27 protein-coding genes are annotated in these 24,256 nt (G+C 65.0%); 8 read left to right on the top strand and 19 right to left on the bottom strand.

Translation table 11 applies throughout. From position 1 onward, the window contains the following. The first annotated feature begins 293 nt into the window (after positions 1-293). Positions 294-2,066 (top strand): trypsin-like peptidase domain-containing protein, encoded by a 1,773-nt coding sequence (locus tag CAER_RS0118650; protein ID WP_027236786.1) that lies wholly within the window; start codon positions 294-296, stop codon positions 2,064-2,066. Between the two features lie 39 nt (positions 2,067-2,105). Here CAER_RS0118650 and CAER_RS30655 read toward each other — a convergent pair whose 3' ends face one another. From CAER_RS30655 to CAER_RS0118625, 5 genes are all read right to left on the bottom strand, one after another. Further along, positions 2,106-2,237, bottom strand: a complete 132-nt coding sequence (locus CAER_RS30655; protein WP_281172284.1) for a hypothetical protein — start codon at positions 2,235-2,237, stop codon at positions 2,106-2,108. 120 nt (positions 2,238-2,357) lie between these two features. Beyond that, positions 2,358-2,999, bottom strand: coding sequence for an SDR family oxidoreductase (locus CAER_RS0118640; RefSeq protein WP_027236785.1), 642 nt, complete (start codon positions 2,997-2,999; stop codon positions 2,358-2,360). 13 nt (positions 3,000-3,012) lie between these two features. Then, positions 3,013-3,537: a DUF1178 family protein gene (locus CAER_RS0118635; RefSeq protein WP_027236784.1), complete on the bottom strand. Its 525-nt coding sequence runs from the start codon at positions 3,535-3,537 to the stop codon at positions 3,013-3,015. Between the two features lie 67 nt (positions 3,538-3,604). After that, positions 3,605-4,378, bottom strand: coding sequence for an EcsC family protein (locus tag CAER_RS0118630; RefSeq protein ID WP_027236783.1), 774 nt, complete (start codon positions 4,376-4,378; stop codon positions 3,605-3,607). 48 nt (positions 4,379-4,426) lie between these two features. Then, a complete protein-coding gene (locus CAER_RS0118625) occupies positions 4,427-4,915 on the bottom strand; it encodes a GNAT family N-acetyltransferase (protein ID WP_027236782.1) in 489 nt (162 codons plus the stop codon). Positions 4,916-5,014: 99 nt separating this feature from the next. Here CAER_RS0118625 and CAER_RS0118620 point away from each other — a divergent pair, with 99 nt between their 5' ends. Then, positions 5,015-5,620: a flavin reductase family protein gene (locus CAER_RS0118620; protein ID WP_027236781.1), complete on the top strand. Its 606-nt coding sequence runs from the start codon at positions 5,015-5,017 to the stop codon at positions 5,618-5,620. Positions 5,621-5,628: 8 nt separating this feature from the next. Beyond that, entirely contained in the window at positions 5,629-6,270 is a 642-nt protein-coding gene (locus tag CAER_RS0118615; RefSeq protein ID WP_027236780.1) for a CatB-related O-acetyltransferase, read from the top strand. Positions 6,271-6,363: 93 nt separating this feature from the next. Here the strand turns inward: CAER_RS0118615 and CAER_RS0118610 are convergent, their stop codons facing one another. Further along, the gene (locus CAER_RS0118610; protein ID WP_027236779.1) at positions 6,364-7,974 is read right to left on the bottom strand and encodes a SulP family inorganic anion transporter; all 1,611 of its coding nucleotides are present in this window, start codon (positions 7,972-7,974) and stop codon (positions 6,364-6,366) included. A gap of 170 nt (positions 7,975-8,144) precedes the next feature. Here CAER_RS0118610 and CAER_RS0118605 point away from each other — a divergent pair, with 170 nt between their 5' ends. Continuing rightward, a complete protein-coding gene (locus CAER_RS0118605; RefSeq protein WP_027236778.1) occupies positions 8,145-8,699 on the top strand; it encodes an invasion associated locus B family protein in 555 nt (184 codons plus the stop codon). 171 nt (positions 8,700-8,870) lie between these two features. On the opposite strand, the gene CAER_RS0118600 is transcribed toward CAER_RS0118605, so the two are convergent. Further along, a complete protein-coding gene (locus CAER_RS0118600; protein WP_027233537.1) occupies positions 8,871-10,427 on the bottom strand; it encodes an ISL3 family transposase in 1,557 nt (518 codons plus the stop codon). Between the two features lie 305 nt (positions 10,428-10,732). Here CAER_RS0118600 and CAER_RS0118595 point away from each other — a divergent pair, with 305 nt between their 5' ends. Both CAER_RS0118595 and CAER_RS0118590 read left to right on the top strand, forming a co-directional pair. Continuing rightward, positions 10,733-11,596 (top strand): S-methyl-5'-thioadenosine phosphorylase, encoded by an 864-nt coding sequence (locus tag CAER_RS0118595; protein ID WP_036797432.1) that lies wholly within the window; start codon positions 10,733-10,735, stop codon positions 11,594-11,596. A gap of 120 nt (positions 11,597-11,716) precedes the next feature. After that, a complete protein-coding gene (locus tag CAER_RS0118590; RefSeq protein WP_027236776.1) occupies positions 11,717-12,727 on the top strand; it encodes a DUF418 domain-containing protein in 1,011 nt (336 codons plus the stop codon). 79 nt (positions 12,728-12,806) lie between these two features. Here CAER_RS0118590 and CAER_RS30210 read toward each other — a convergent pair whose 3' ends face one another. Next, positions 12,807-12,977, bottom strand: a complete 171-nt coding sequence (locus CAER_RS30210; protein WP_167332328.1) for a hypothetical protein — start codon at positions 12,975-12,977, stop codon at positions 12,807-12,809. Between the two features lie 126 nt (positions 12,978-13,103). On the opposite strand from CAER_RS30210, the gene CAER_RS30650 reads away from it, so the two are divergent. Then, positions 13,104-13,235 (top strand): hypothetical protein, encoded by a 132-nt coding sequence (locus CAER_RS30650; protein WP_259967077.1) that lies wholly within the window; start codon positions 13,104-13,106, stop codon positions 13,233-13,235. A 117-nt stretch (positions 13,236-13,352) separates the two neighbouring features. After that, positions 13,353-13,892 carry an adenine phosphoribosyltransferase gene (locus CAER_RS0118575; protein WP_027236775.1) on the top strand — a complete coding sequence of 180 codons (540 nt, stop codon included), beginning with the start codon at positions 13,353-13,355 and terminating at the stop codon, positions 13,890-13,892. Positions 13,893-14,120: 228 nt separating this feature from the next. Here the strand turns inward: CAER_RS0118575 and CAER_RS0118570 are convergent, their stop codons facing one another. From CAER_RS0118570 to coxB, 11 genes are all read right to left on the bottom strand, one after another. Then, positions 14,121-15,539: an FAD-binding oxidoreductase gene (locus CAER_RS0118570; RefSeq protein ID WP_027236774.1), complete on the bottom strand. Its 1,419-nt coding sequence runs from the start codon at positions 15,537-15,539 to the stop codon at positions 14,121-14,123. A 41-nt stretch (positions 15,540-15,580) separates the two neighbouring features. Then, positions 15,581-16,405: an MBL fold metallo-hydrolase gene (locus CAER_RS0118565; protein ID WP_036797430.1), complete on the bottom strand. Its 825-nt coding sequence runs from the start codon at positions 16,403-16,405 to the stop codon at positions 15,581-15,583. A 282-nt stretch (positions 16,406-16,687) separates the two neighbouring features. After that, on the bottom strand, positions 16,688-17,278 hold the full coding sequence (locus CAER_RS0118560) for a GNAT family N-acetyltransferase (RefSeq protein ID WP_027236772.1): 591 nt from the start codon (positions 17,276-17,278) through the stop codon (positions 16,688-16,690). After that, entirely contained in the window at positions 17,278-18,540 is a 1,263-nt protein-coding gene (locus CAER_RS0118555) for a M16 family metallopeptidase (RefSeq protein WP_027236771.1), read from the bottom strand. The genes CAER_RS0118560 and CAER_RS0118555 overlap by 1 nt, the downstream gene beginning before the upstream one ends. After that, a complete protein-coding gene (gene thrC, locus CAER_RS0118550) occupies positions 18,537-19,925 on the bottom strand; it encodes a threonine synthase (protein WP_027236770.1) in 1,389 nt (462 codons plus the stop codon). Before thrC ends, CAER_RS0118555 begins: the two co-directional genes overlap by 4 nt. A 5-nt stretch (positions 19,926-19,930) precedes the next feature. After that, on the bottom strand, positions 19,931-20,611 hold the full coding sequence (locus CAER_RS0118545; RefSeq protein WP_027236769.1) for an SURF1 family protein: 681 nt from the start codon (positions 20,609-20,611) through the stop codon (positions 19,931-19,933). 129 nt (positions 20,612-20,740) lie between these two features. Then, the gene (locus CAER_RS0118540; RefSeq protein WP_027236768.1) at positions 20,741-21,550 is read right to left on the bottom strand and encodes a cytochrome c oxidase subunit 3; all 810 of its coding nucleotides are present in this window, start codon (positions 21,548-21,550) and stop codon (positions 20,741-20,743) included. A 23-nt stretch (positions 21,551-21,573) separates the two neighbouring features. After that, positions 21,574-22,161 (bottom strand): cytochrome c oxidase assembly protein, encoded by a 588-nt coding sequence (locus CAER_RS0118535; protein WP_027236767.1) that lies wholly within the window; start codon positions 22,159-22,161, stop codon positions 21,574-21,576. Next, positions 22,161-22,325: a hypothetical protein gene (locus tag CAER_RS0118530; protein ID WP_027236766.1), complete on the bottom strand. Its 165-nt coding sequence runs from the start codon at positions 22,323-22,325 to the stop codon at positions 22,161-22,163. The genes CAER_RS0118535 and CAER_RS0118530 overlap by 1 nt, the downstream gene beginning before the upstream one ends. Position 22,326: 1 nt before the next feature. After that, positions 22,327-23,268: a heme o synthase gene (gene cyoE, locus CAER_RS0118525; RefSeq protein WP_027236765.1), complete on the bottom strand. Its 942-nt coding sequence runs from the start codon at positions 23,266-23,268 to the stop codon at positions 22,327-22,329. Between the two features lie 94 nt (positions 23,269-23,362). Continuing rightward, positions 23,363-24,208: a cytochrome c oxidase subunit II gene (coxB, locus tag CAER_RS0118520; protein ID WP_027236764.1), complete on the bottom strand. Its 846-nt coding sequence runs from the start codon at positions 24,206-24,208 to the stop codon at positions 23,363-23,365. Positions 24,209-24,256: the final 48 nt, after the last annotated feature.

The following is a 24,256-nucleotide window of genomic DNA, read 5'->3' as shown; positions in this document are numbered from 1 at the left end:
TCGGGCTGCAATTGCGGTGATTGATCTCTCAAGGACCCCGGCCAGGGCACTTGAAAGAGCCTTTTAAAGGGCCATTGCCAGGGTCATATGCAAGGCTATGGGCAGGGTCAACGCCCTCTGGCCGCTTGCGTTGCCCCGTCTGGCCACAGTTTACGCTTCATCGGCTGCAAAAGTGCGGGAATGCGGCAACGGGCCGGGAATTCCCCCTGCGATGAGGAGTTCCCTTTGCCGCTGCAAAATGCTTAACCTCCGCGGCAAAGAATAAGCGTACTTCCGGGATACGAGGCCCACACATGAAAAAACTGTTTGCCGCTCTGGCGCTGCCGCTGATTGCGCTGGCCATTGCGTTCGCTGCGCCGGTTTCGGCGCAAAGCAGCCGGGATGCGGTCTGGATCCAGATTGCCGCCCGCCCCTCCCTGCGTGAAGCCGAAAGCGAGGCCCGCACCTATGCCGCACGCCTGCCCGATGTCTCGGGCTATGCGCTTGGCGGCGGCTGGTACGGCGTGGTTCTGGGCCCCTACGCCCGCGACGACGCCGAACGGGTGCTCCAGGTTTACCGCGCCGAGGGCCAGATCCCGCGCGACAGCTTCATCGCGTTCCGCCGCAACCTGCGCAGCCAGTTCTACCCGGTGGCGGCAGATGCCACCCCGCCGGCGGAACCGGAAGCAGCGCCCGCGCCTGCCGCCCCCGCTCAGGCAGAGCCGGAACCGCAGCAGCAGGCCGCCCTGCAGTCCACCCTGCCCGATGAAAGCCCCGCAGAGGCCCGGCGCAGCGAGCGCGCCCTGAGCCGCGAACAGCGGATGGAGCTGCAGGTGGCGCTGAAGGCGGCAGGCTTCTACAACTCCGGTATCGACGGCGCCTTCGGGCGCGGCACCCGCGCTTCTATGCGCGACTGGCAGGCAGCGCGCGGCTTTGAGCCGACCGGCGTGCTGACCACTGCCCAGCGCCAGGTGCTGCTGGACGAATACAACGCGCCGCTGATTTCCGTCGGCATGGCGCGGGTAGAGGATGCCAAGGCCGGTATCGCCCTGCAGATGCCCGCAGACGAGGTGGCGTTCGACCGCTATGAATCGCCCTTTGCCCATTACACCAGCAAAGGCGACCTGGGCGCGCAGGTGCTATTGATCAGCCAGCCCGGCGACAAACGCACCCTGTTCGGCCTCTACGACATCCTGCAGACGCTGGAAATCGTGCCGCTGGATGGCCCGCGCCAGCGCGGCAGCGACAGCTTCACCATTGAAGGCCGCAACGACCGGATCGTCTCCTTCACCCAGGCCAGCCTGAAGAACGGTGAAGTGAAGGGCTTCACGCTGATCTGGCCCACCGGTGACGAAGACCGCCGCACCCGGGTTCTGGCGGCGATGCAGGCCAGCTTCACCCGCCTCGGCAGCGTGCTGGACCCGGCAGCAGGCGGCGACGTGGTGCAGGACATCGACCTGGTCTCCGGCCTGGAGATCCGCAAACCGAAACTGTCGCGCTCGGGTTTCTTTGTGGACGGCAACGGCAGCGTGCTGACCACCTCGGACGTGGTGGTGGGTTGCACCCGGATCACCCTGGATCACGGCTATCAGGCGGAGGTTGCGGCCAATGACGCGGCCGGCGGCATCGCCATCCTGCGCCCGGCAGAGCCGCTGGCGCCCGCCGCGGTGGCTGAACTCAGCACCTCCTCCCCGCGGCTGCAGTCGGAGGTGGCGGTATCCGGCTTCTCCTACGAGGGTGTGCTGGGCGCACCGAGCCTCACCTGGGGCAAGATCGCCGATGTCAAAAGCCTCGATGGCAACACCGAAGTGGCGCGCCTCGATCTGGCGGCCCAGCCCGGCGATGTCGGCGGCCCGGTGATTGACAGCACTGGCGCGGTGCACGGCATGCTGCTGCCGCGGCAGCCCGATGGCAAGCAACTGCCGGAAGGCGTCAGCTTTGCGGTCAATGCCGAAGCCCTCCGCGGCGCGCTGAACGCTGCCGGGATGACCGCAGCGAGCAAGTCTCCCGCCGCCGGCAGCCTGCCCAGCGCGGCAATCGCCCGGCTCGCCTCCGGTATGACCGTTCTGGTCAGCTGCTGGGAGTAATCGACCGGCCCGGATACGGGTGCTGAAGTTCAGAACACATCAGCCGGCGCGCGCATCGCGCCGGCTTTTTTGCGGCCGGTGCCGCGCCTGATTGAGGATTTTGCGCTTGCGGCGCACGGAACAGCTCCCGCCCGGCTTCAGGCCTTGCCAGGCCCTCAGCCCGTTGGGCATGGCACCGCACCTCCGTGCGGCGCCGGGCCCAAGGCCGCCAAGGGGGCATCAGCCCCGCTGATGGCACCTGCGGGCGCGGGAGCCCGCCGCTGCCTGTCAGGCACAGGGCCGGTGCGGGTGTCAGTAGGGATGGATACGCCCGTCCCAGGTGTGGAAGCAGCCGGTTGTTTCCAGCGACAACACCTCGAACTCGTTGATCAGCCCGGCGACCGACTCCGCTACCGTGATATCGCCTTCATCGCCGCCCATGTCCGTGCGCACCCAGCCCGGGTGATAGATACCGACGGCAATCCCCTCGGGCTGCAGATCGGTGGCCAGGTTGCGGCCGATGTTGAGCGCCGCCGCCTTGGAGGCGCGGTAGGCATAGCTGCCGCCCGGCGCCCGCGCCTGGCTCGCCATCTGCGATGACAGGATGGCAATCTTCGGCTCCTCCGCCAGCCGCAGGTTGGGCAGCATCGCCTGCACCGTCAGGAACACACCGGTCACATTGGCCGCCAGCGTCTTGGCCCAGACTTCGGCCGAGTAATCCTCCAGCCCCATCGCCTTGTCGATATAAACCCCGGCATTGCACACCAGCAGGTCCACCGGCCGGTTCCGGATCTGGGCGGCAAATCGCGCTTGCTGGCCGGGATCGGAGACATCCAGCTTCACCCCCGAGGAATGATCCCGCGAGGTGCCGGTCACCTCATAGCCAGCCTCCCGCAGCTGCTTCACCAGTTCCTTGCCGATTCCGCGGCTGGTTCCCGTCACAACTGCATGCATGCTGCCCTGTCCCTCAATTCGATTTGCCCCCGGGACGGAACGGCAGCGGCATCACCGGCACGCCTTCCTCGATCAGTTCCCGCGCGTCTTCCAGTTTGGCCTCGCCGTGGATGGCCCGCTCCGGCGCCTCGCCCAGATGCATCGCCCGCGCCTCCCGGACAAAACTGTCACCGACGTAATCGGAGTTTTCCTCGACCTTCCGGCGCAGCTCCGCAATTGCCTTTTCGACCTCGCCTGACGGGCGGGTCAGCAAGCCAGGCCCGGCCTGCGCCGCTGCGGGCGCCCGGGCTGGCACCGGTGCAGAAGACGCGCCCGGGGCGGAGGGCACGGCAGCCTGCGGCTCGGACTCGCCAACAGCGGACACCGCCTTGCGCCCCGGGCGCACCCGCGGCGCCATGATCGCCTTTTCCACCTTGGTGCCGCCGCACACCGCACAGGACACCATGCCCGCCGCCGCCAGCTTGTCAAAAGCCGCCGCAGACTGAAACCAGCTGTCAAAGCTGTGGCCTTCTGCGCATTTAAGGCTGTATTGAATCATGCTTTCCCTCATAACAGGAAGAGGCGATTAAATCTGCCTTTCCAGCAAGTGCAAGTGCTTGATGCGCTTAATCCGCCGCACCTGGGCGTTGCAGCCGCTGCCGCAGCCGCGCCGCCAGCTCCTCCTGCGGCGTTCCGGCCTCCACCGCCAGCCGCCGCAGGCCGAAATGCACATGCGCCATCTCCCGGTAATAGCCAGAGAAGACATAATTTACCGCCGCGCCCGCGACCGCACCGGCAACCGGCACCGCCTGCGCCGCCAGCTTCTGCCCCAGCACCGCGCCCAGCTTGGGCGCCACCTGGGCAATCAGCTTGTGCACCCCGCCGGGCAAGCCCAGCCGCAATGAGACAAAGCCCAAATCGGCCCCGTCATCCTCCGCCAGCGGGCCTGCTGCGGCAAACACCTGAATGCAGTCGAAGGTCACGCTCTCGGCCTCGGGATCAAAGCCTTCGGCGGCAGCGGCGCTTTGGATGGTCCGCAGCAGAAAGGCGGTGGTTGCAGGAAGCTCCACCAGCGCGCCCGGCAGGCCCGCCGCTCCGCCTGCCGCGCCCATGGCGGCGCTCACCATTCGGTCGACACCGGGTTTCTGGTCGGGCACCAGCCGTCGCGACCGGGTGGCGCCCTTCATCGCCAGCTGCAGCGCGGTTTCCGTGGCGCCGGTCAGCCCGGCACGCACCGGGGCGGGCAGCCGCTCCAGCAGGCTCTCGCCGCTGCCGCCCAGCCGGTTCAGCAGCTCGACGCCGAACCCGCCAGCCGCGTGGTAACGTTCTGCCAGCGCGTCCAGCTCTGCCTCGACCTCTTGCGGGGTTATCTCCCGCGCGTTGCTCAGAATGTCCGCCACATCCGCCTCCTGTATCTGTGTAAGACATCGGCGGAACCAGGGGCGATTTCAACCCTGCCAGCGGGTTACCTGGCCCCGGATGCCGTCCCAGGCCGCGTCCTGCAGCGCCAGCCCCAGCACCCGGTCGGGGTTGGTGGGGGGCGGCATTTCCACCCCCTCCAGCCGGGTGAAGCCAAAGCGCCGGTAATAGGGCGCATCGCCCACCAGCATCACCCTGGCCCAGCCGCTTTCCTCTGCCTTGGCCAGGCTGTCGCGAATCAAAGACCCGCCCAGTCCCTCGCCCTGGCGCGTCGGATGCACCGCGACCGGCCCCAGAAGCAGCGCCGGGGCATCACCGATCAGCACCGGCCAGAACCGGATTGCAGCAGCCAGGATCCCGTCGCTGTCGCGCGCCACCTGGCTCAGGCCCGCCACCGGCGGCACCCCGTTGCGCAGCCGGTATGAGGACAGCGCCTCACGGCCCGGCGCAAAGCACAGATCGTAAAGCGCCTCGACCTCCCACCGGTCGTCCGCCTGTTCCGCTTGCAATTCGATCACGCTGCCCTGCCTCCGCCAATATCCCCTGCAGGCTGGCATTTGGCCTAACACGGGCGTAAGGCTTGGGCAAACACCTAAGCCACAGAACAGGAAGCCAGAATGTTCTACCGCCCCGAGGACGGCCACGGCCTGCCCCACAACCCGTTCAACGCCATTGTCACGCCGCGCCCCATCGGCTGGATCTCCTCCCGCTCCGCCGACGGGGTGAATAACCTGGCGCCGTATTCCTTCTTCAACGCAGTCGCCTATACGCCGCCGCAGGTGATGTTTGCCTCCACCAGCGCCAAGCCGGACCAGGACGGCACCAAGGACAGCGTCGCCAATATTGAGGCCACCGGCGTCTTTTGCGTCAACGTGGTCTCCTATGCGCTGCGCGACGCGATGAACGCCAGCTCCGGCGCGCTGCACAAGGACGAGGACGAGTTCGCCCATGCGGGCCTGACCGCCGTGGAGTGCGAAACCATCGCCTGCGCCCGCGTCGCCGAAGCCCCCGCGGCGCTGGAGTGCCGGCTCACCAAAATCGTGACCCTGCCGGGCGAGGCCAACAAGGTGGTGTTCGGCGAGGTGACCGGCGTGCACATGCGCGACGAGCACCTCAAGGACGGCGCCTTCGACGTCACCACCTTCCAGCCGCTGGCCCGCCTCGGCTACCGCGACTATTCGGTGGTGCGCGACCTGTTCCCGCTCACCCGTCCCGACGATTGAGGCCCGCAATGCCGCTGCCTGATCCCCGCAAACGCAATCCGATCATCCTGCCGGACGGCACGCCGCATGCAGGCACCGTGATGCTGAGCCGGGTGCTGGACCACCCCAACATCCAGGCCGGCGTTTACAGCTATGCCTCCGATTTCGATCCGCCGGAGAACTGGGCGCAGCATCTGGCGCCTTACCTGTTCCCCGGCGCCCGCGAGCGTCTGGTGATCGGCCGCTTCTGCCAGATCGCCCACGGTGCGCGCTTCATCACCGCCTCGGCCAACCATGCCCAGGAAGGCCTCAGCTGCTACCCGTTCCCGGTGTTCGACCCCGGCCAGATGGCCGGTTTCCAGCCCGACACCCGCGACACTGTCGTGGGCAACGACGTCTGGATCGGCTACGGCGCTCTGGTCCTGCCGGGCGCCCGCATCGGCGATGGCGCCATCATCGGCGCAGGTGCGGTGGTGCGCGGCACGGTGCCGTCCTACGCCATCGTCACCGGCAACCCCGGCACGGTGCAAAGCTTCCGCTTCTCCAAGCCGCAGATTGCCCGGCTGCTCGCGCTCAAATGGTGGGACTGGCCGGCTGAGCTGATCACCCGCGCCGAACCCGCGCTCTTGTCGGGCGACCTCGACATGCTGGAAACCCTCGCCCCCGACTAAGCCCCTGCTGGTTTGGCGAGCCAGAAGCCCCCTATCCAAACGAAAACCCGCGGCTCACCGGAACCGCGGGTTTCTCTTTCAATCTGTCCGGCGTCAGTGACCGCCCAGGATCCCGGTCTTGACCGAGTAATCCACCGCGATCTCGTACTCCGGGTCGTCATCGCTGTCGACCATCAGGTGGCCCGCCTTTGTCAGCAGCTGATGGCAATCGCGGCTCAGGTGGCGCAGCACCAGTTTCTTGTCCTCGGCCTCATACTTGCCGGCAATCGCCTCGATCGCCTGCAACGCCGACTGGTCCACCACCCGGCTGCGGGCAAAGTCGACAATCACACGGTCCGGGTCGCCCGCCACGTCAAACAGCTCAATGAACCCGTCGGTGGAGCCAAAGAACAGCGGCCCCTCGATCTCATAAACCTTGGCGCCCTTGTCGGTCGCCGACTCGCGGGTATAGGCGTGAATGCGGCGCGCGTTGTTCCAGGCATAGGCCAGCGCCGAAACGATCACGCCCACAACCACCGCAATCGCCAGGTCGGTCATCACCGTCACCACGGTCACCAGCACGATCACAAAGGCATCCATCGGCGGCACCTTTGTCATGATCTTGAGGCTGTTCCAGGCGAAGGTGCCGATCACCACCATGAACATCACCCCCACAAGAGCGGCCAGCGGGATCTGCTCGATCAGCGGCGAGGCCACGACGATGAAGGCCAGCAGGAACAGCGCCGCGGCAATGCCCGCAATCCGCGTCCGCCCGCCCGATTTCACGTTGATCATCGACTGGCCGATCATCGCACAGCCGCCCATGCCGCCAAAGAAGCCGGTCACCACGTTCGAGGCACCTTGCGCAATGCACTCCTGGCTGGCACCGCCGCGCTTGCCGGTGATCTCGCCCACCAGGTTCAGGGTCAAAAGGCTCTCGATCAGGCCGATGGCCGCCAGGATCACGGCATAGGGCAGGATGATCTCAAAGGTTTCCCAGTTCAGCGGCACCATCGGGATGTGGAAGGCCGGCAGCCCGCCCTCGATCGAGGCCATGTCACCCACCCGCGGCACATCCAGCCCCATGGCGATCACCAGCACCGCCACGATGCCGATCCCCGCCAGCGGCGCCGGGATGATGTTGGTGATCTTGGGCATGCCCCAGATGATCACCATGGTCAGCGCCACCAGCCCCAGCATCAAGAGCATCGAACCGCCCTGCAGCCACTCCGCCCCGCCGGAGGCCGGATCCTTGAACTGGGTCAGCTGCGCCAGGAAGATCACGATGGCGAGGCCGTTCACGAACCCCAGCATCACCGGATGCGGCACCAGGCGGATGAACTTACCCCAATGCATGACACCCGCGATGATCTGCAGGATCCCCATCAGCACCACAGTGGCAAACAGGTATTCCACCCCATGATCCGCCACCAGCGCCACCATCACCACCGCCAGCGCACCGGTCGCACCAGAGATCATCCCGGGCCGGCCGCCGAACACCGCGGTGATCAGCCCCACCATAAAGGCCGCATACAGCCCGACCAGCGGATGCACGCCCGCGACGAATGCAAAGGCCACCGCCTCCGGCACCAGCGCCAGCGCCACGGTAAGGCCGGACAGCAATTCGGTGCGCACGCGGGCCACGGTAAAGCCCTCGTCCTGCATAATGGAAAGGTTGGGCGGGGATATCTGCTTGGCCAGCAAAGCCATCGCTGCGCGTCTCATTGGGTGTACCTGTGCTCGGGAGGAGGAGTGTTCGCTGCCCGCCCCTAGCGGAAATACGCCAATGGGGCAAGGGTGCGGCGCCAAGGGGTCATGCATCGCGCGAACGTGAATTGCGCCAATGGCCCCCCATACACAGGTTCAACCGCAGTAAGTTCCTTGGGGGAATGGAGATGCGGATCCTGCTTGCCTGCCTTGCCTTCGCCGCCGCACCCGCCTTTGCGCAGGACCGGACCGGAAACGACACCGCCAGCGACTGGCGGGTCAAACACTATGAGAGCTTCGGCATCTGGACCTCCGTCTGCGACGAGCGCGAGGAAACCGGCACGCTTATGCAGCGCTGTTACATACGCTGGGTGGATGTGTTCTCACCACGCCCCAGGTTCGCCGGCCAGTTCCTGTTCCTCACCCCTGATGCGGACGGCTGGAAAGTGGAATTCGGGATCGAGCCCGGAACCCTGTTCAGCCCCGCGGGCTTCCGTATCGAACAGGAGGGAGAGGTCACCTGGCGCAGCCTGCACCCCGGCTGCCTCACCGGCCTGAGCTGCAGCTTCACCGGCGCAGGCGCAGATGAGCTGATTGCGCGGATGCTAGACGGTGGCGCGTTCCGCTTCACCTTCCGCGACCGGCACGGGCAGTCGCAGGACCTCACCTGGCCGCTCGATGGGTTTGACGCAGCCTTTGCCAACTTCCGGGCCGCCGCCATAGCCCGCAGCCTTGTGAAATAGCCCCCGGAGATGGGCGGCATTGCAGCCGGTTCAACAACCCGGCACTCGCCAGCCTCGTGGCGGGTGGCCTGCTGGCTGTGAACCAGCATGCAATTTTGGCCCCGTTGAGGGGTGATCGGCATCCAAAAATGGCTCTGACTCAGTTTTGGTGCAACTTCGGCCTCCCTCAGATCAGAGCGCTTGAACGAGCCGCGCTTTGAGCAGGTCGATGTTCGCCCTTCCATACATCTGGCGTTTGAGCGTTTTGAGGCGGTTAATCTGCCCTTCAGTCTGCCCGTTCGACCATGGTTCCCGAAGCGCCGCGGCGACCGCTGCCTGATCTCGCCGCAGCCCGCGGGCAAAGGCACCGAGCAGCCCGTCTTCCGCTTCATTCAGCCATCCTTCCAGCGCGCCTTCGCGAGCATTGCGTACCATGTCCGTAAACCGGTCGGTCAGCCTTCGGGCTGTGGCGAGAGCAGGCAGCGAAGCTTCGATCCTTGCGACCTGGATGGCATCCGCCTTGCACAGATGATCCCGGCCCAGGGTCAGGAGGCGGGCAATCTTGCGCGCGGGCGGCGATTTTTCTGCTCCCGATGGCGCGGCCCGCCCGGCACGGCGCTGGCGCGTGGCCCATTCCCCGACGACGCGGAGGCTGCCCTGGAAACCATCGGCCCGCAGCCGGCGCCAGATTTCGGCGCCGTTCCGGCAGCCGCCCGCCCATTCCCGCTCCAGCCGCGGCAGCCAAGGAGTCAGACTGCTCTCACGGATGCGGAAAACATCCTCGCGTTCCCCGCGCAAAATCTGGCGGACGAGCTGGCGGCTGAGCCCTGTCTGGCGAACGATCCGCCGGATCGGTACGCCATCATCAGCCATCTGGCGAACCATCCGGTTGGTTTGCTGGCGGCGCAGATAGCCTTCGTATTGCAGCTTTTCAGCGGCTGTCAGCAGCTTTGGGTCCAGTGTCTTTGCTCCGATCGCTTTGCGGATGGCAGGCATGTTACGCTGCACAGCGGCCAGGAAAGCTGTGCTCACGTTTTCTAACAGGTGCCAGCGGTCGGCAACCTGAACCGCTTTTGGCAAGGCCCGAGAGACGGCACCTCCATAGCCTCCGTTGCGGTCGCGGGCGACGACCTCAATCCCTGGACGGGCCCGCAGCCAGGCCTCGACCGTGGCCGGTTCCCGGTCCGGAAGGAGATCAATGACCCGGCGCCGCTCCAGATCGCAGATCAAAGTGCCGTATCGCTGCCCCTTTCGCCAAGCCCAATCGTCGATACCTATAACGCGGAGATCACTGTTTGAGGCCTCAGCCGTGTCCCGGATGCTGCGGAGGAAAGTATCCTTGCTGACCGGCAGCAGGAGCCGTGCGGCGAGCGCCTGTGCCGGACGCCCGCCGAGTGCCAGGCCGAGGTGCCGGACCAGTCCTTGCAGACGGGAGGTGCGCCGCGCATGTGGCCGGGTCACGTCCGCCGGAAACCGCTCGGCAAATATCTTGGCTGGGCAATGCAGAGCACGGCAGCGAAAGCGGCGAACCAGCAGGACCAGTTCCACCTTCCGGCCATGCGCAGGAAGATCGGCAGGCCGTCGGCGGTACCTGCTGTGAACATGGCGTGAAGCCGTGCCGCAGCGCGGGCACGCCGCCGTGGCTTTGGCGGAACGCGAGTGGATCCGGACCGTGTTCCCAACAAGCTCAACCTGGTCGGCCTTGAGACCTGCTGGCAGGAAATCCCGCCGTGAAAACTGTGACGCCATCGGCAACCTCCTCCAAAACCTGCCAATATATAGCGCTTAGCAGGTTGGGCTGCACCAAATCTGCTTCAGAGCCAAAATTGCGGGCCGATTGACATGATGCCCGGCTTCATCTTTCCCCAAGTACTCCCGCCGGAGGCTCCCACACCTGCGGCACTCTCCCGGTGTACAGGGGGTGCACAGGGGGTGCACGCAGGACACCCCCTCATTTCGCAGCTTGGGCTTGCCAATGCTCTCCCCACTTGCGCATAACCCAAACAACAGCATCAGGAGGGCAGCACGTGACCGCATCAGAACCCCGCGAAACCATGATCGCCGTGATCGGCGGCTCGGGCATTTACGAGATCGACGGGCTGGAAGGCGCCGAGTGGGTCTCGGTGGAAACGCCTTGGGGGGCGCCGTCAGATCACATTCTGACCGGGACCTTGGGCGGCGTGAAGATGGCCTTCCTGCCCCGCCACGGCCGCGGCCATGTGCATTCCCCGACCGAGGTCCCCTACCGCGCCAACATCGACGCGCTGAAGCGGCTGGGTGTGACCGACGTGTTCTCCGTTTCCGCCTGCGGCTCCTTCCGCGAGGAAATGGCGCCGGGCGATTTTGTTGTTGTGGATCAGTTCATTGACCGGACGTTTGCGCGCGAAAAGAGCTTCTTCGGCACCGGCTGCGTCGCCCACGTGAGCGTTGCGCACCCGACCTGCGAGCGGCTCTCGGACGCGGCAGAGGCCGCGGGCCGGGATGCGGGCATCAAGATCCACCGCGGCGGCACCTACCTGTGCATGGAAGGGCCGCAGTTCTCCTCTGTGGCGGAAAGCAAGATGTACCGCGAGCAATGGGGCTGCGACGTGATCGGCATGACCAACATGCCCGAGGCCAAGCTCGCCCGCGAGGCGGAGCTGTGTTACGCCTCCATCGCCATGGTCACCGATTACGACAGCTGGCACCCGGAGCATGGCGCGGTGGAAATTACTGATATTATTGCGACTTTGCAGGGCAACTCCGCCAACGCCCGCGAGCTGGTGCGCCGCCTGCCTGACCTGCTGGGCCAGCAGCGCGCGGACTGCCCGCACGGCTGCGACAAGGCGCTGGAGTACGCTATCATGACCGCGCCGGAGCGGCGGGATCCGGCGCTGCTGGCCAAGCTCGACGCGGTCGCGGGCCGGGTACTGGGCTGATCCCCGGCAGCAACACAGTTTAATTTTCGGGGCGGACCAACGGGTGCCGCCCCTTTTCTTTTGCCGATCGGGTTCCTTTATCGGTCAGCAGGATTTGCTTCAGGATTTCAGGACCTTTTCATGCGCCTTCACGGATTGGACATCGCCCGTTTCCTCGCCTTCTGCGGCATGGTGCTGGTCAACTTCCGGATCGCGGCGCAAGTGCCCCCCGGCACAGATACCGTCTCGCTGTTCACCAATGCGCTGGAGGGCCGGGCCGCGGCGCTGTTCGTTGTCCTCGCGGGAGTTGGCCTGTCGCTGGGCAAACCGGACCGCGCAACCCTGTTCCGCCGCGCTGTGTTCCTGTTCCTGATCGGGCTCTTGAACCTGACCGTCTTCGAAGCCGACATCCTGCATTTCTACGCGCTTTACTTTGTGGTGGCGCTTCCGTTCCTGACAGCCTCCGGCCGGGTCCTGCTGCTGGCCGCCGCGGGCACGGTGCTGATCGGCCTGATCGGCCTTCTGGTATTGGACTACGAGGCGCATTGGAATTGGGAAACGCTGGCTTACGCGGAGTTCTGGACGCCGGAAGGCTTCCTGCGCCATTCCTTCTTCAATGGCTGGCACCCGGTGTTTCCCTGGGCGGCCTTCCTGTTTCTAGGTATGTGGATAGGGCGTTTGGATCTCGCCAGCCGGAGCGTGCAAGCGCGCCTGGTGCTTTGGGGTGCAGCAGCAGCGATGCTGGGGGCCTTGCCTAGGTTTCTGGTGCAGGACCCGGAACTGGTGGAGCTTCTGGGCACCAGCGCCATTCCACCCGGACCGTTTTATATCATCGCAGCCTCCGGCAGCGCGCTGGCGGTCATCGGACTAACGCTCGCCATAACCCCGGCGCTGGACAAGGCGGGCCTTGCCGAATGGCTGGCCGCCCCGGGCCGGCAGGCACTGAGCCTCTATGCAGCGCACATCCTGCTCGGCATGGGCACCCTGGAGGCCATGGGGCAGCTTGACGGCTCTGTGACCGCTGAGCAGATCTTCGGCTACTCGCTGGGTTTCTGTGCCCTGTCCATGCTGGCGGCTTGGATCTGGAACCTCATTGCGAAACGCGGGCCGCTGGAGGCGCTGATGCGCTGGAGCACCAGTTTCCCGCGCTAAGACCCGCTGGCAGTCTGCCGCTTCGCCAGCCCGGCTGCGGCAACGGTGCAGTCCTGCTAATTGCTGGCCGGTTGCGCGCCTAGCGCTTGCCGTGGTCCTTCAAGAACTTGCGGATGAAGTGGCGGATTTCCCGGGCCGCTGACGTATCCAGTTCCTTGCACAGTTCGACAAAGGCGTCCCGGTCCTCCTTGCTCAGGCGCAGGATGAGCTGGCTGTCTTTCTTGCCGGCTTTCTTGTCCTTCTTGGCCACTTGCTGCTCTCCCCTGTGCCGCAACGTTGATTTGCGGCCCTTTTGTATATACAATTAACATACCGGCGCACCCGCCTGAAGCTGCACGAAACCAGTGTAATGTTAAACAGTCGAGGCAGATCAACCATGAACATCAACGCCGCCCAAAGTCTTCTTGTCCTGCGCCGCCGTGACTGGCGCCGCGCGCATCTGGCCTGGCTTCCGGAAAGTCTCTACCGCAGCTACCTCTCGCGGCGGAAAATCCGGCACGCCAAGTGACGTCACCGGCGCGGCGGCCGGTTCCCCCTTGCATGACGGCGCGGCTTCGGCCAAACCCCCTGTGCCCGGCGGCAGTGCCGGGCCGCCGGAACCGATGCGCCAAGGGGAGCCAAGCCGATGCCCAAGAAGACCGCCGTCAAGGATTACATCCGCACCATCGTCGACTTCCCGCACGAAGGGATCATGTTCCGCGATGTGACCACCTTGTTTGCCGACCCGCGCGGCTTCCGCATGGCTATCGACCAGATGCTGCATCCCTATGCAGGCGAGCAGATCGACAAGGTGGTGGGGCTAGAGGCGCGCGGCTTCATCTTGGGCGGGGCAATCGCGCATCAGCTAAGCGTCGGCTTTGTGCCGATCCGCAAGAAGGGCAAGCTGCCCGGCACCACCATCAGCCAGGAGTACAAGCTGGAATACGGCGAGGCGATTGTCGAGATCCACGACGATGCGATCAAGCCGGGCGAGAAGATCCTGGTTGTGGATGACCTGCTGGCCACTGGCGGCACCGCGGGTGCGGGCATCAAGCTGATCCAGCGTCTGGGCGGCGAAATCGTGTCCTGCTCCTTCATCGTCGACCTGCCGGAACTGGGCGGCCGCAAACTGCTGGAGAGCATGGGCATGGATGTGCACGTCCTTTGCGAGTTCGAAGGGCTCTGAGCCGGTCCTGTCAAACGGCCCAGTGTATTAATCGCTGACGGCGCGGCTCTCCCGCCCGCCATGCGCCATTTTCTGCTAAAATGGCTTTGCCGGTTGGGCGTGGCCTTTCAGGTGCCCCGCATCGGCACCTGAAAGGCGCGCCGCGCATCTGCGCGGCGCCGGGCACAAAGCCGTCAGGCGGTCCGGCGCAGCCGGGCGGGTGCGGGAGCCCTTCCTGTTTCAGAGAAATCAGACGGCTCTCAGCACCGCGCCCGGGTTCATGATCCCGTTCGGGTCCAGCGCCTGCTTGATCGCCCGCATGGCCGCCAGCTTGACCGGATCGCCGTACCGCTCAAGGTCGCCGGTCTTCATCCTTCCCACCCCGTGCTCTGCGCTGAAGGAGCCGCCAAAGGTGTGAACCAGGTCGTGCACGGCTTCCTTCACCGCACCGCGCATGTGATCGTAGTCCTCCCGCTTGCGGCCTTTGGGCGGGAACACGTTGTAGTGCAGGTTGCCGTCGCCCAGGTGGCCGAAACAGTTGATGCGGAAGGCGCCTAGGGCCGCCACAGCTTCATGACCGCGCTTGATGAACGCCGGGATTTCTGAGATCGGCACCGAGATGTCATGGCTGGAAATTGCGCCGATCGCCTTGTTGGCAACCGGGATATGCTCGCGCAGCGACCACAGCGCCTGCCGCTGCGCCTCGGATTGGGCAATGACGCCATCCTCAGCAAGACCGGCCTGTTCAGCCGCCGCGAACAGCTCTGCCAAGGCGGTTTCGGGGTCCAGCCCGCGCGGCAGGCCAAGTTCGATCAGCACCGACCACTCCGGCGCCGGGGCAAACGGCTGGCGCACTTGCGGCTGGGTCTCGGCCAGGAACTCCAGCCCCTGCCGGTGGATCAGCTCAAAGGCGCTGACGGCCTCTCCGGCCTGATCCCGGGCCAGGGCCAGCAGCGCGATGGCCGCCTCAGGGTCTTTCACGGTGAAGAGGGCCGTTCCCTGCCCCGCCGGAACAGGCGACAGTTTCAGGGCCGCAGCAGTAATCACACCCAGCGTTCCTTCCGCGCCGATCAGGAGGTTTTTGAGGTCGTAACCGGTGTTGTCTTTCCTGAGCCGCGACAGCCCGTGCCAGACCTCTCCGGATGGCAGCACCGCTTCCAGCCCCAGGCACAGGTCGCGGGCGTTGCCGTAGCGCAGCACGTTGACCCCTCCGGCGTTGGTCGAGAGGTTGCCGCCAATCCGGGCCGAGCCTTCCGCCGCCAGCGACAGCGGGAACAGCCGGTCTGCCACCTGCGCTGCGGCCTGCACATCCGCCAGGATCGCGCCTGCCTCCGCGATGATCACGTTCTCCTGGCGGTGGACCGCACGGATCGCCGTCATCCGCTCCAGTGACAAAAGCAGCGGCGCCGGGCCGTCCGGCATCACCTGGCCGCCGACCAGACCGGTGCCGCCGCCGTAGGGCACAACCGGCACCCGGGCAGCATTGGCCTCGCGCAGCAGTGTTGAGACCTGTTCCACAGTTTGCGGCAGCGCCAGCAGCCCCGCCTGCCCCTGATAGCGCCCGCGCGGCTCCTCCAGGTGGCGCGGCTCAGGCTGGCGCAGCACGCCTTCGGGCAGCAAGGCAGAGAGACGGGCGGCAAAGGCGGGATTGGCGGGGGTCAGCGTCATGCCCTATCCATGCCGCAAGGCCCTGCGGCTGGCAAGGCAGCTCACTCATCCTCGACCAGGTACCTGGGCCGCAGAACATGGATGGTCGGGCGGCTGGGCAGGCTGCGCAGCGAGATGGTGAGCGTGCTGCTGCCGTCATCGACCACATCGAATTCCGGGCCTACCTGAGACAGAAAGCGGTCCAGCGAGTAGTCGCTGAACCAGTGCATCGGGATGATCACGGAGGAGCGCAGCCGCCCCAGCACCTCCAGCATCTGATCAAGCGGCAGGGTGATGCCGCCGTCCACTGCTGCCATCACCACGTCCAGCCGTCCCAGCGCAGCGTATTGTTGCGGCGTCGGCACATGGTGCAGATGGCCCAAGTGACCGATGCACAGCCCCGCGGCCTCGAACACAAAGATCGAGTTGCCCCGCTCCTCCACCCCGCCGAACATGTTGCGGATGTCGGTGGAGACATTGCGGATCAGCATCTCGCCAAGGTCCAGATGGTGGTCGATGCCTGCTCCGAACGGCCCCCAGCCCTGCAGCACATGCGGGATCGCGGGGTCGGGATGCGCGGTCCAATGGGTTTCATGGGCGTGGTTCATAGTGACCACATCAGGGATCAGCGGCGCAGCCCCGGTGAAGCCGGTAAAATCGGTGACCACGTTCAGCCCGCCTTCGGTGCGCAGCAGAAAGGAGGCGTGGGCTATATAGCGGATCAGCACGCTGTCCGCTGCAACCGGGTCCTGCCAGCTGGCTTTGTGCAGATAATTCAGGCCGGGTGTTTCCTGCGCCAGCGCGATGCAGTGGCTGGGCCGCCGCTCCTGAGCGTGGAGGGCACTGGCACAGAGGATCAGCCAAAGGAGACAGCAGAGCGCGCGCATGAAGCAGGTTCTAGGGCGCAATCCGCCGCTGTCAGCCCCCAAGCTCGAAAAACCTGCCGGGGCACTCCCGTCCGCTCCGGCCGAATTGGAAATTCCGCCTTGCGGTTGGGCCTGGCGCCGGGCCTTCAGCCCGGCGCGCGCAGCCGCCAGCAAACCATCCCCGCCTGGCCACTAGGCCGGAAGGCGCCGCGCCGCAGGTGCGGCGCCATGCCCAACGGGCGCGGTGCATGCCAATGCACTGGCGGCGGGCGGGAGACTTTGCCTTTTGCGGGGCCGGAGCGCCTAGGCTTGGCCAGTCAGGGTCTTGCCGCGCCGATCGTGGCGCAGGGCGGCGTAGAGCACATGGGTGCGCCAGCGGCCGTTGATTTGCAGATAAGACTGGGCAACGCCTTCGTACTTGAAGCCGGATTTCTCCAGCAGCCCGCGGGAGGCCTGGTTTTCCGGCAGGCAGGCGGCCTCGATCCGGCTAAGGTCGAGCTTGGTGAACGCGTGATGCACCACCGCGCCGATCGCCTCGCGCATGTAGCCTTTGCGGGCAAAGGGCTGGCCCGTCCAATAGCCCAGCGTGCCGGCCTGGGCGGGGCCGCGGCGGATGTTGTCGAGCGTGATCGCCCCGACCAGAACCTGGTCCGACCGGCGGATCAGGAACAGCGGCAAGGCTGAGCCCGAGGCCACCGAGCGGCGCGCCCAGTAGACCCGGTTGGTAAAGCTCTTGCGGCTGAGGTGATCCGCCGCCCAGCTGGGCTCCCAAGGTGTCAGATAGGGCTGGCTTTGCAGCCTCAACGCCGCCCAGCCGTGAAAATCCGCATGCACCGGCGGCCTGAGGGTCAGGCGCTCGGTTTCAATGCGGACCTTGCGGCGGCTGAGCAGCATCAGGCAGCGCGCCTCTCCTGCAGCCTCTCAAGCGCCGGGGCGTCCGCCACCGGGCCATAAAGCGCCAGCGCCGCCGGGGCCGTCACGGCCATGGTCTCGGCCAGCGCCCGCACATCCTTGGTGGTCACCGCGTCGATCCGTTCGACAGTGCGCTCCAGCGACGGCACCTTGTCCCAGATCTGCACCAGCCGCGCCAGCCGCTCCGCCCGGTTAGAGGGGCTTTCCAGCCCCATCAGCATTCCTGCCTTCATCTGCGCGCGGGCGCGTTCCACTTCAGCGTCGCTCATGTCGTCCGCAGCGCGTTTCATCTCGTCTATGGTGATGCCCGCAAGCTCTGCCAGCTGCTCCCCGGACGTGCCGGCATAAACCGTCATTGAACCGGTATCGGCATATGAGCCCGCCTGGGAGAAGATGGTGTAGCAGAGGCCGCGTTTTTCGCGCACTTCCTGAAACAGCCGCGAGGACATGCCCCCGCCGAGCGCGCTGGCGTAGATCTGCGCAGTGTACATCGACTGGTCGCGGTAGCCCGGCCCCTCAAGCGCCAGCGCAAAATGCGCCTGCTCAAGATCCTTGATCTGCCGCGCCTCGCCGCCGGTGAAGGTGGCGCCTTCCGCGGTAAGACTGGTCTTGGCCTCCATGTGGCCGAACAGCCGGTCAGCGAGTTTAACCAAGGCGTCATGGTCCACACCGCCGGCCGCCGCCAGGATCATCTGGCCAGGACCGTAGTGTTCCTCGACAAACCCCTGCAAATCGGCGCGGGAGAAACTGCGGACTCGCTCCTCCGGCCCCAAGATAGTGCGGCCCAAAGGCTGGCCGCGGTAGCTCTCTTCCTGCAGCCAGTCAAAGATCACATCATCCGGCGTGTCCAGCGACTGGCCGATCTCTTGCAGGATCACCCCGCGCTCGACCTCGATCTCGCGCGTGTCAAAAACCGGGTTCAGCAGGATGTCCCCGATCACATCCACTGCCAGCGGCACGTCGTCCTTGAGCACACGGGCGTAATAGGCCGTCACCTCGCGCGAGGTGTAGGCGTTGATGTAGCCGCCGACATCCTCAATCTCCTCGGCGATCTGCAGGGCCGAACGGGTTTTGGTTCCCTTAAACGCCATGTGCTCCAGGAAATGGGCAATGCCGTTCTGCTCAAGCCGCTCGTGGCGGCCGCCGGCAGTGACCCAGATCCCGACCGCCGCGGATTCCAGTCCCGGCATATGCTCGGACACGATGCGGAACCCGTTGGCGAGTGTGTGCTGCTGAACTGTCAATTCGCGATGTTCTTTCTGATATGATCCTCGAGGGCAGCCAGATCGTTGGCGATCCGGGTCACCCGTTCCGGCCTCTCATACAGGTCCGCCATGCGCGGGGGAAGAGGCGGATGAATGCCGCTGGCGTCTTCGACGGCCGCCGGGAATTTCGCCGGGTGCGCCGTGGCCAGGGTGATCATCGGCACATCTGCCTTGCGGTGCTCATTGGCGACCTTCACGGCCACTGCGCCATGCGGGCAGATCAGCTCGCCCGAGGAGGCCAGCTCGGACTTGATGGTAGCGAGGGTTTCTTCCTCGGAGGTGCGTCCGGACTCATAATTCTCGGCCAGCGCCTGCATCGCGCCTTGGGAGACATCAAAGCCGCCGTTCTTCAGCTCATCCATCAAGAGGGCCACTGCCTTGCTGTCCTGGCCATAGGCATAGAACAATGCGCGCTCGAAGTTCGAAGACACCTGAATGTCCATCGAAGGGCTGATCGAGGGCTGGGTTTCGCCCTTGTAGTAGCCCTGCCCCGACAGGCAGCGATGCAGGATGTCGTTCTGATTGGTGGCGACCACCAGCTGGTCAATCGGCAAGCCCATCTGCTTGGCGATGAAGCCTGCAAAGATGTCGCCGAAGTTGCCGGTGGGCACAGTGAAGCTCACCTTGCGCTGCGGCGCGCCAAGGCTGACGGCGGAGGAGAAGTAATAGACCACCTGCGCCAGCACCCGGGCGATATTGATCGAGTTCACGCCGGCCAGTTTCACGCTGTCGCGGAAATCGAAGTCGTTGAACATATCCTTGACGCGCGCCTGGCAGTCATCAAAGTCGCCATCGACGGCCAGCGCATGGACATTGGCGTCCTGCGGCGTGGTCATCTGGCGGCGCTGCACCTCAGAGACGCGGCCATGCGGGTAGAGGATGAAGACATCCACGTTGCTCAGGCCCCGGAAGGCCTCCATCGCCGCCGAGCCGGTATCGCCGGAGGTGGCGCCTGCGATGGTCACCCGGTCGCCCCGGCGCTCCAGCGCGGTCTGGAACAGCTGGCCGATCAGCTGCATCGCGAAGTCCTTGAACGCCAGCGTCGGGCCGTGGAACAGCTCCAGCAGGAAATGGTTCGGCGCCAGCTGCTTCAGCGGTGCGCGGGCAGCGTGACCGAAGCTCTCGTAGGCGCGGGCAATGATGGCGCGGAATTCCTCATCGGTGAAGCAATCGCCAAGGAACGGGCGCATGACGCGAAAGGCGGTTTCCTCGTAAGACAGCCCCGCCAGCGCCGCGATCTCGTCGTGGGACATCTGCGGAATTTCCGCGGGCACATAAAGCCCGCCGTCGCGGGCCAGGCCCGTCAGCATCGCGTCTTCAAAGGTCAGCTCGGGCGCTTGGCCCCGGGTCGAGATATATTTCATCGCCTTCAGCTCTTCGGGTTGGGGCGGCTGCGCCGCAGAAAATAGATGGTCATCGCCGCCCAGATAAAGGCCAGCGAAAACCAGGTGATCGCATATTGCAAGTGGTCATTGGGGATGCCGGATGCCGAAACCGGCACCGGGCGCAGGGCCGCCTCTCCCTCAGGATTGGCGCGCAGGACGATCATCACAGCTTCGGTGCCGAGGTGGTCGGCCATGCGGTCCGCGTCCCTGGCATACCAGATGTTACCGGCCAGATCGGGCGCCGGCGTGTAGCTGTCGGTTTCCTGCGGCCAGTGAATGTTGCCTTCGATGACTGCCGGGCCGGTCAGGCGCGCGGCCTGCTTGTCCTTGACCGGGACAAAGCCGCGGTCGATCAGAACCCGGCGGCCGTCCTCCAGGCCAAACGGAGAGATCACCCGGTAGCCGGGGCCAACGCCCTTGATCGAGGTGAGGACATGCAGTTCCTGCGGGCCGATTACACCCTGCAGGCGCACGGGGCGGTATTTGTCGGTTTCAGGGTCCAGCGGCGCGGGCAGACCAGCGGCGGCATCACCGGCGATGCGTTCCTCGATAGTGTCGAGGATGCCTTCCTTCCAGGCCTTGCGCTGCAGCTGCCAGGTTCCAAGCCCGATCAGCACGGCCAGGCCCGCGCCGCTGATGATCAACAGGAAGATGACACGCCGCATCTGTGCCGCTCCGTTTCAAAACCAAGGGCGCGCAAGGTGTCCCTTGCGCGCCCTGTGTGTGACTTCATGACTGCGGATAATCAACCGCAAACATGTAACCGTTACAAACAGCCCGTTACAGGCCGCGCTTTACAGCCCGGAGGTGCCCCAGATGTAGACAGCCACGAACAGGAACAGCCAGACAACGTCCACGAAGTGCCAGTACCAGGCAGCGGCCTCGAAGCCGACGTGCTGCTCCGGGGTGAAGTCGCCCTTCATCGCGCGGATCAGGCAGACGGTCAGGAAGATGGTGCCGATGATCACGTGGAAGCCGTGGAAACCGGTTGCCATGAAGAAGTTCGAGTAGAACTCGTCACCGCCGAACTTCCAGCCTTCGTGCAGCAAGTGCGCATATTCGTAGCCCTGCAGGAAGGTGAAGGCGACGCCAAAGGCGATACCGATGGCCAGGCCCTGGATCAGCGCCTTGCGGTCGTTGTTGTGAACCAGCGCGTGGTGCGCCCAGGTCACGGCACAGCCCGACAGCAGCAGGATCAGGGTGTTGATCAGCGGCAGGTGGAACGGGTCGACCGGGTAGATTTCCGGCGCCACGTATTCAGTGCCGATGTAAGTCTCCATCGGGTACATGGCATGTTTGAAGAACGACCAGAACCAGGCGAAGAAGAACATCACCTCGGACATCACAAACAGGATGAAGCCGTAACGCAGGCCGATGCGCACGACGGGGGTGTGGTCGCCCTGGCGGCTTTCGGCCACCACTTCGGACCACCAGGCAAAGGCGGAGTACAGAACCGCGACGAAGCCGATCCAGAAGGCCCAGGCAGTGATGCCCTTCATCCAGAACACTGCGCCAACCAGCATGACGAAAGTGCCCACAGAGGCGGCCAGCGGCCAGATCGACGGCGGCAGAATGTGATAATCGTGATTTTTAGCGTGCGCCATTTAAGTGTCCCTCACCTAGCGGCCTAGTTCGTGGTTGAGCCTGCCCCGGTGTTATCCCCGGTTTCGAGCGCTGCATAGCCCTCGGGCAGATCGATTTCATGGAACGTGTACGAAAGCGTGATCGTATGCACGTATTTTGCATCCCGGTCGTCAATGATTTCGGGATCCACATAGAAGGTCACGGGCATCTGCACCCGCTCCCCCGGCTGAAGCACCTGCTCAGTAAAGCAGAAGCAGTCGATTTTCGAAAAGAACCCGCCGGCCTGATAGGGCGTGACATTGTAGGACGCCTGCCCCGCCACCGGGCGGTCGGTCGGGTTGTACGCCTCATAGAACGCCAGGCCGGTTTCGCCGAGGCGGACTTCCATCTCGCGCTGGACCGGCTTGAACTCCCACGGCATTCCGCGCTGCTTGGATCCGTCGAAACGCACCTTGATGGTCTGGTCCAGAATTGTGTCCGAACCGGCGCTGGCCACGCCGGTGACGCCGCCAAAGCCGGTGACCCGGCAGAACCAGTCGTAAAACGGCACCGACGCCCAGGACAGGCCGCCCATCAGGACAACCACGCCCACAAGCTGGAGAACGGTTTTCCGGGGACCTTGCAGCGCCATCAGTTCTGCTCCGCCTGGGTATCAGGAAAGGAGAAGCCGTTGGAGGTGACCTTGACCATGGTCAGGGCCAGGATCAGCACCACAAAGGCGGCCAGCAGGATGCCCACGCCCATGTTGCGGCCGGATCGGCGTTTGTGGATTTCATGTTCCTTGCGCAGCGCCATATTACCAGCCTCCCAGCCCGTAGGGCTTCAGCAGCGCCTCGGCCAGGATCGCGCCGAAGTGCAGAAACAGGTAGAGCAGCGACAGTTTGAAGAAGCTGCGCTCCACCTTGAAATTGTCTGCTTCGGAATCGTCCTCGTCGCGGCGGGAAATCTTCCAGGCGCCATGCAGGAACAGCGCGTTCATCACCAGCGCTGCGGCCAGGTACAGCGGCCCGCCGATGCCGGAGAATGCGGTGCCAACGGCCAGCAGCGCCAGCAGCACGGTGTAAACCAGGATATGCACGCGGGTGGCGCGGCGGCCGTGGGTCACGGTCAGCATCGGCACGCCTGCGTCGTCATAATCGGAGCGCATGAACAGCGCCAGCGCCCAGAAATGCGGCGGCGTCCACATGAAGGTCAGCAGGAACATCAGCCAGGGCTCAACCGACATGGTGCCGGTGGCGGCGATCCAGCCGATCACCGGCGGGAAGGCCCCCGCTGCGCCGCCGATCACGATGTTCTGCGGCGTCGCGCGCTTCAGCCACATGGTGTAGACCACCACGTAAAAGAAGATGGTGAAGGCCAGAAACGCACCGGCAAAGACATTGGCCGCCAGCGCCAGCATGATCACCGACAGGCCCGACAGCGCCAGACCCAGCGCCAGCGCCTCGCCCGGCTCGACCTTGCCGGCCGGAATCGGGCGGGACTTGGTGCGTTTCATTACCTTGTCGATGTCCGCATCCCACCACATGTTCAGCGCGCCGGAGGCGCCACCGCCGATGGCGATGAACAGGATGGCGCTGAAGCCGATTACAGGATGCACGCCGGCAGGCGCGGCCAGCAGCCCGACCAGAGCGGTGAACACCACCAGCGACATGACACGGGGTTTCAGCAGGGCGAAATAGTCGCCAAAGCTGGCCTCGTCCTCATATGCCCGGCTTGCGTTGATGCTTGCGTCGCTCATCTTGGGTCCTTTGGCGGCAACAGGTGCGCATCGCTGCGCACCCTGGTCTTTTCACTGCGGCAGATGGGGCGGCATGCGCCCCGCCTTCCAGCTATCAGTTGGAAGCGACCTGGTAGGCCTGCGGGATGCCCGCGTACTCTTCCTTGGCGCCTTCCAGCCAGGCGTCATACTCTTCCTGGGTCACGACCTTGACGGTGATCGGCATGTAGGCGTGGTCCTTGCCGCACAGCTCGGAGCACTGGCCGAAGTAGATGCCTTCCTTGCCTTCGTCGACCTTGAACCACAGCTGTGCCAGGCGGCCCGGAACGCCGTCCTGCTTCACGCCGAAGGCCGGGATGGTCCAGGAGTGGATCACGTCCGCCGCGGTCACGTTCATCACGATGGTCTTGCCCGAGGGCACGACAACGGCGGTGTCGGTGGCAAGCAGGTACTCGTCCTCGGCATAGCCGTTTGCGGCCAGCTGGTCCTTGGGCAGCAGGAAGCTTTCGAAGCCGAACTCGTGGTCGGTGTACTCATAGCCCCAGTACCACTGGTAGCCGGTCACCTTGATGTTGATGTCGCCCTCGGGGATCTCCTGCTGGGCAAACAGCTGCGGCAGCGAGAAAGAACCGATGAACACCAGCACCAGGATCGGCACCACGGTCCAGGCGATCTCGATCGGGGTATGGTGGGTGAACTTGGCCGGGGTCGGGTTGGCGCGGCGGTTGAACCGCAGGATCGCCCACAGCAGCAGGCCCGCGACGAACACGCAGATGACGGTGATGATCACCAGGATCATGTAGTCCAGGCGCTGCAGGCCTTCTGCCAGCGAGGTCGCCGCCGGCTGAAAGTTCAGCCCGCCGTCAACCGGCTTACCAATGGTTTCCAGGCCTTCTTGCGCCATTGCTGGAAGGCTCGAAAGGCCGGCAAAAAGGCCCGAAAGCATCAAAGCGTTTTTCATGTTCTGTCCTGATCGGTTGATCGCATTTATCTGCGGCAGCACGAATGG

Origin of the sequence: Leisingera caerulea DSM 24564 (genome assembly GCF_000473325.1) — a bacterium.
GTDB lineage: Bacteria > Pseudomonadota > Alphaproteobacteria > Rhodobacterales > Rhodobacteraceae > Leisingera > Leisingera caerulea.
Note: the sequence above shows the minus strand (reverse complement) of the source record. Positions and strands in the feature narration are given on the sequence as shown.